The sequence below is a fragment of the Vibrio chemaguriensis genome (genome assembly GCF_012275705.1).
Taxonomy (GTDB): Bacteria; Pseudomonadota; Gammaproteobacteria; order Enterobacterales; family Vibrionaceae; genus Vibrio; species Vibrio diabolicus.
In genome coordinates this window covers 131154-137827 of the sequence record NZ_SHOE01000014.1, presented here as the reverse complement: position 1 = coordinate 137827, position 6674 = coordinate 131154, and the positions used below count along the sequence as shown (strand labels likewise).

Sequence of the window (6674 nt, the reverse complement as noted above, 5' to 3'; positions counted from 1 at the left end):
ATAAAGCCTCTTATTGACGTTGTACCATTTCCATCATGTGGTTTTTTTTTTTTTTTCTTTTTTTTTTTTCAGATGTGTATAAGAGACAGATATATAGCTGGTGCTATTATAACCATGCTTAAAATTGCTTCCTTTAATAATAGAAAAGATAAGATTGTTTTTATTATTTTCTCGCTTTCATTAATGATTGTTTACTCGCTTCCTTATCAAGCTAGTTCTATAGGTATAATAATTGGACTGTACCTTATAAAATTTAACGAAAAAATTTCTGAGGAAAGAGTTAAATGAAAATTCTCCATGTTGTTTATCAATCGTATCCCAATATATCCGGTTCAAGTACAAGAACAAATCATATACTTAATGCCCAAAAATCTGGTGGGTTAGAACCAATAGTAATAAGTTCTCCTGGGCAACAACCTGAAAGATCATCAAGAAGAGTAGGTATTGAATATATCAATTCAATCAAATATTACAGAACTTTTATATTTGAAGGGTTGTCTGTTGGAGGAAGATCAACAGCATTAGATAAAATTAAAAAAGTTTTTTCTTTTCCATATTTTGTCTACAGACTATGGAAAGTGTGTTCTATTGAAAGACCAAATGTTATTCATGCTCATGCAATGTTTTATTGTGCGTTAGCAGCGCTTATTGTTGGAAAAATCAAAGGCATCCCTGTAGTATATGAGGTTAGAAGCTTATGGTATATAAACTCCAACTCTGAGCAACTATCTATCCTCAAGAAGCTTGCTATTAAATTAGAACATATTTCGATTAAGCGAAGTAATGCCGTTATCGCAATCAGCGACGGAATTAAAAATGAATTTTCTAATATTAGAAGTGACATTTATATTGTAAGAAATGCTGTTAATACTAAAGAAGATACCATCGATATTAACAGTATTAATAATGTTTCAAAATTTGCATATATCGGTAGTGTAATAGAACTTGAGGGCATTGATAAAGTTATCAAGGCCTTTTCAATTCTCAGAGAGAGGCACCCTCAACTTGAATTCCATGTTTTTGGTGGTGGACCTAAACTAGAAGACTTAAAAAAACTCGCTAAATCACTAAATTCTCCAACAACATTTCACGGTCAAATTCTTCCTTCTGAAATAAAGCATTGCTATCAGGGTATTGATTGTATTATCAATTATAGAAATGATGAACCTATTGCTCATCTCGTAACACCATTAAAACCGTTGGAAGCTATACTACTCAATAAGCCTCTTATATGTAGCAAGGTTGGTGGATATTTAGAGATAGTAGGCAGCATCGATCATGCTATATTTGTTCCACCGAATGACATTGATGCTTTAGCTAGAGCGATCTTATCGGTTTGTAATCCGGAAAATGAAGAAAAATTATTAACTCAGATGTCAAGAGCAAAAGAGTTTGTTCTCTCGAATAGAATATGGTCTACGAATGTGGAAATTTATAACCGAATCTATTCGAGTTTTGAATAAAAATAAAATGTTAGAGTAAGTAAATATGCAAATGACAGAAATATCAGAAATTCCTGTGAACTGCTTTTCAGGTATGAGTGAAGCCGTAGATTACATATTGAAATATGGTAAAGGAAAAACAGCCGTAGCAATCAATCCCGAAAAAATATTAGCAGCAATTCGCTCGCCAGAGACTAGAGAAGCACTACTTAAAGCCGATATTCGTTATTTGGATGGAATTGGCGCAGTAAAAGTTGCTGAAAAAAAACTTTCATCAAAACTTTCTCGAGTACCTGGTTGCGAGCTCTGGGAAGAGTTAATGAAAGCTTCTTCAAAGGAAGGGAAATCAGTATTCTTACTTGGTGCTAGCTCGGAGGTGGTTAATAAAACAACTGCTAAGTTAGAGAGTCAGTATGGCGTAAATATTGTCGGCTTTTCAGACGGATTCTTTGAAAACGAAGATGACACAATAAGGTATATTCACACTTTAAAGCCAGATATTTTAACTGTTGCCATGGGTTCCCCTAAGCAAGAGATATTTATGCAAAAGTGTCGGGATGCTGGGATAGATGCATTCATGATGGGGGTTGGTGGTACTTATAATGTATTTGTAGGGGCTGCAGGCCGAGCACCTAAAGCATGGTGTAATTTGAACTTGGAGTGGCTTTATCGACTTATAAAAGAGCCTAGTCGAATATTTAGGCAAGTGAGATTACTAAAATTTCTTTGGCTAGCTATCACTAGAAAAATTTAATGTTTATCAAAAATTGTAAAGCGAGAAAGATTCAGCTCTGGATCTTTTATATATCGATTTATTCATAATGGCAAATGGATGGCACATAAAATTAATAAAGCAGTAATGGTTATGTCCTTGCTGTCACTAACTTTCAGTTTACCTATTTCTGCACAAGCTCTAAAGACTCTATCCTCTAATCAAAGCTTCTCAGGCTTAACGCTAACCCCAAACGCTCAAGTGTTAAGCTACGGTGTTTCATCAACAACTTTCTCTCAAGGTTTGCCATACGAAAGCAGTATTCAAGATTTGGATTCAATAAAGTTTTCTATCGGTTTGTTTGAAGGACTTGAAGCTCACGGCAGAATTGTTACGGAAACTTACAACTGCCGTAGCTTTATAGAGAACGGATGTGGCCCTGTAAGAGATTTATCTACGTCTTTTAAATATCAGCTCCCAGAACTGTGGGATGTTGATAATTTGAGCTTTGCAATTGGGGTACAAGATCTCGGAGGGGCTTCAAACTACTTCAACACAAATTATGTGGTTGCTGATTACAACGTTAAGCAACTTCCTATCAGAGTTTCATTAGGCTACGGGCGCTCTGACATCGCATTAGGGGTAATGGATGGACCTTTCGGTGGTATTGAATATCAGCCATTTGATTTTGTTCAGCTCACCGGTGAATACGATGCTGTCGATTTTAACTCATCAGTGAAAGTTTTCACGCCAGAAGAACTGCTACCTTACGACATGACGGCTTCTTTGAGCTACCAAATTTACTCTGGTCATGACACGGATGAACAGAATATGTGGAATGCCGCATTGTCTATCCCGCTCATCACCGATTACGCCCGCTCTCGTGAGTATGCTCGTAACAATGTGTCACTGATGGAAAAGGTTTCTCTAGAGCAAAGTAAAGCTGATAATGCGTCAATCTCTGCCTTGGTCAGTGCGCTGCGCAACGAAGGTTTTCTGAATATTCAAGTTGGTACCTTGAATCAATCGGTTGTCGTGGCACTAGAGAATCGCCGCTATAATCACAGCCAGGTGGATGGTTTGGGTGTTGCCATGGGAATTATTTCAAGTCATTTCGGAACAAACACTGCGCAAGAAATGGGGTTAAGTTCTGACCGCATTGAACTATTACTATTGGCAAACCAAAAACCAATAGTGAGAGTGAAAACAGATGCGACTTGTTATCAGAACTTTATGAATGGTTCTGCAGTATGTGATGACATCCAGTTCAATACGACAGACCTATCCGATATGCTTGAGCTAGTAGAATGGAAAACAGAGCGCGTAAATAGTGGGACGTTAGATTCACAATTGGTGTTGTCGCCAATGGTGCGTCATGGTGTAGCGACTGAGTATGGTGTATATGATTACTCTTTTGCTATGTCGAGCAACCTCTATACCTTCTTGTGGTCTGGAGCTGCAGTGGATGTTCGCCATATTTTGCCATTAGCGGAAAGCGATGATTTTGAAGACGGCGGTTATTTTGAAGATAGCGCCTATGAAAATGAAATCGATCGTGCCATGGTGCATCAATTCTTCCGATTGCCATATGTCGATGTGGCGAACCAAGTATCGCTTGGTTTAGTAAAAGCAGATTATGTTGGGGTGCACAGTGAGTCCGCTTGGTTTTCTCCATCAGGTGCACATGCGGTTGGTATAGAAATGAGTTACTTCCAACACTCGGATGAGAAAGATAAAAATGGCTATGTGAACCCGGATCGCCAAACGTTTTTAACTCGTTATACTTTCAGCATGCCTGAGTGGGATTGGCAGTTTAACGCAACTGTGGGAGAGTTTTGGAAAGGCGATGTTGGTGCGAAGCTCACAACCTCACATTGGTTTGACGACATAGAGTTGTCCGCAAGTTATCAAGTGACGCAGTTTAATAACACCGATGAAGAGCAGTTTGTTACGCTATCAGTAAAATTACCTTTGACGCCATGGCGTGATATGTCTCCTGGCCTCCTGCAGGTTCGTGGTAATGAAGCGTACGACTTTAACGTCAGCACTCGTGTAGGGAATGAGTTCAACTACTTGACTACGGGTCAAGGTGATGAACTTGCGATGGATAACAGTATGCTACGCCGTTACTTTAACCGTGGTCGTTATGGTAGCGATTACTTTGAAGAGAACAAGGTTCGTATGCGTAATGCTTACTTAAGGTACCTTACAACCCAGTTAGATTAACTGCAATCGAGTTGAAAAGCGGCCAAATGGCCGCTTTTTTGTATACGTAAATTCAGCGTAAAAAAAGAGCTAAAAAGCACCTGCTTCTACCGCATACCGCGAGGTTTTGGTATTCTTACGCCAGTTTTATATATGGGATAAAAGAATGAAAATTGCAGTTGCAGGTACAGGATATGTAGGTCTGTCAAACGCCATGCTTTTGGCTCAGAATCATGAAGTCGTTGCGGTAGACATCATCCAAGAGAAAGTTGAGATGCTAAATAAAAAGCAATCTCCAATTGTTGATTCTGAGATCGAGAGCTTTCTTGAAACGAAGAAACTCAATTTTGTGGCAACGCTAGACAAAGAGCTCGCCTATAAAGATGCTGAATTTGTTATTATCGCAACACCTACAGATTATGACCCGCAAACCAACTACTTTAATACTTCTTCAGTTGAGGCGGTCATTAAAGATGTGATGGCAATTAACTCAGAAGCCGTAATGGTAATCAAATCCACTGTGCCTGTAGGTTATACCGCGCGTATAAAAGATGAATTGAACTGTGAGAACGTCATTTTTTCTCCAGAGTTCCTTCGTGAAGGTAAAGCGCTCTACGACAATTTGCATCCATCTCGTATTATCGTAGGTGAGCGTAGCGAGCGTGCGGAAACATTTGCAAACCTTCTCGTAGAGGGCGCGGTAAAAGAAGGTATTTCAATTTTGTTTACTGATTCAACAGAAGCTGAAGCAGTGAAACTGTTCTCAAATACCTACCTTGCAATGCGTGTGGCTTACTTTAATGAGCTAGATTCCTATGCGGAAGCGCACAATCTAGACTCTCGTCAAATTATTGAAGGCGTAGGCTTAGATCCACGTATTGGTAACCACTACAACAACCCTTCATTTGGTTACGGTGGTTACTGCTTACCTAAAGATACAAAGCAGTTGTTGGCAAATTACCAGGAAGTTCCTAATAACATCATTGGAGCCATAGTGGAAGCTAATCGAACTCGTAAAGACTTTATTGCTGAGTCTATTCTCAAACGAGAACCTAAAGTGGTTGGGATATACCGTTTGATAATGAAAGCTGGCTCAGATAATTTCCGCGCTTCGTCTATTCAAGGTATTATGAAGCGTATCAAGGCAAAGGGCGTTGAAGTGGTGGCGTATGAACCAGTACTTCAGGAAGACGAGTTCTTTAACTCACGTGTAATCAACGATCTGAATGAGTTTAAACAAAGTGCAGATGTGATTGTTTCTAACCGTATGGTTGAAGAACTTGCTGATGTGGCTGATAAAGTTTATACGCGAGACCTATTTGGTAGTGATTAGACTTTAGTTACGATGATCGTGTGTAATATAACACGCAAACAAAAAGGGATGCATGATGCATCCCTTTGTTATTTCTACTCTCAGTAAAAACGAGATTAAGCTTTTGCTTTAGCTGCTGCTTTAGCGATTGCTGCGAAGCTTTTCGCGTCTAGAGAAGCGCCGCCAACTAGAGCACCGTCGATGTCTGGTTGTGAGAAGTAAGCTTCAGCGTTTTCTGGCTTAACAGAACCACCGTATTGGATGATTACTTGTGCTGCAACTGCTTCGTCTTTCGCTGCGATTAGTGCGCGGATAGAAGCGTGGATGCGTTGTGCATCTTCGGCTGTTGCTGCTTTACCAGTACCGATAGCCCAGATTGGTTCGTAAGCGATGATTGCTCCGTTTAGAGCTTCAACACCGTAAGTGTCGATAACTGCGTTGATTTGACGTGCACATACAGCTTCAGTTTCGCCAGCTTCGTTTTGCGCTTCAGATTCACCGATACAGAAAACAGGAGTTAGGCCGTTTTCTTTTAGGAAGTTGAATTTCTTCGCGATGAACTCGTCAGATTCGTTGTGGTATTCACGACGCTCTGAGTGACCGATGATGATGTGAGTTGCACCGAAATCTTTCAGCATTTCTGGAGACATATCGCCAGTGAACGCACCGCTGTTGTTTAGGTCAGTGTTTTGAGCACCTAGGATGATCTTGTTACCGCCTTCAGCGATTACGCGCTCTGCTAGGTCGATGTAAAGTGCTGGTGGAGCGACTGCTACGTCAACACCTTCAACGCCTTCAAGCTCAGCGTTAAGACCAGTTAGCAGCTCAGTTACCATTGCTTTGCTGCCGTTTAGTTTCCAGTTACCCATCACTACAGGACGACGCATAGGAATATCTCCCTTATCTTTAATGTAAATAGTCAATTAATGTAAAAAATCTACGTAGGAATATAACAGAATAATGTGAACAGATCATGATTGGCGTCATGTCTTGTCCGGCTTTC

The 6674-nt window shown here is 40.0% G+C and carries 6 protein-coding genes; 5 read left to right on the top strand and 1 reads right to left on the bottom strand.

The window, feature by feature from the left end:
- The 5 genes from EX191_RS22860 to EX191_RS14715 form a co-directional block, all read left to right on the top strand.
- The coding region (locus tag EX191_RS22860) for a hypothetical protein (RefSeq protein ID WP_206677671.1) at positions 1 to 288 on the top strand (288 nt) is incomplete at its 5' end.
- Positions 285 to 1463 (top strand): glycosyltransferase family 4 protein, encoded by a 1179-nt coding sequence (locus EX191_RS14730; protein ID WP_193447964.1) that lies wholly within the window; start codon positions 285 to 287, stop codon positions 1461 to 1463. The genes EX191_RS22860 and EX191_RS14730, both read left to right, overlap by 4 nt.
- A 25-nt stretch (positions 1464 to 1488) precedes the next feature.
- A complete protein-coding gene (locus tag EX191_RS14725; RefSeq protein ID WP_193447963.1) occupies positions 1489 to 2196 on the top strand; it encodes a WecB/TagA/CpsF family glycosyltransferase in 708 nt (235 codons plus the stop codon).
- A 78-nt stretch (positions 2197 to 2274) separates the two neighbouring features.
- Positions 2275 to 4380 (top strand): YjbH domain-containing protein, encoded by a 2106-nt coding sequence (locus EX191_RS14720; RefSeq protein ID WP_193447962.1) that lies wholly within the window; start codon positions 2275 to 2277, stop codon positions 4378 to 4380.
- A 145-nt stretch (positions 4381 to 4525) separates the two neighbouring features.
- Positions 4526 to 5692 carry a nucleotide sugar dehydrogenase gene (locus EX191_RS14715; RefSeq protein ID WP_193447961.1) on the top strand — a complete coding sequence of 389 codons (1167 nt, stop codon included), beginning with the start codon at positions 4526 to 4528 and terminating at the stop codon, positions 5690 to 5692.
- A 95-nt stretch (positions 5693 to 5787) separates the two neighbouring features.
- Here the strand turns inward: EX191_RS14715 and tpiA are convergent, their stop codons facing one another.
- Positions 5788 to 6558, bottom strand: coding sequence for a triose-phosphate isomerase (gene tpiA, locus EX191_RS14710; protein ID WP_005384863.1), 771 nt, complete (start codon positions 6556 to 6558; stop codon positions 5788 to 5790).
- Between the last annotated feature and the right edge of the window lie 116 nt (positions 6559 to 6674).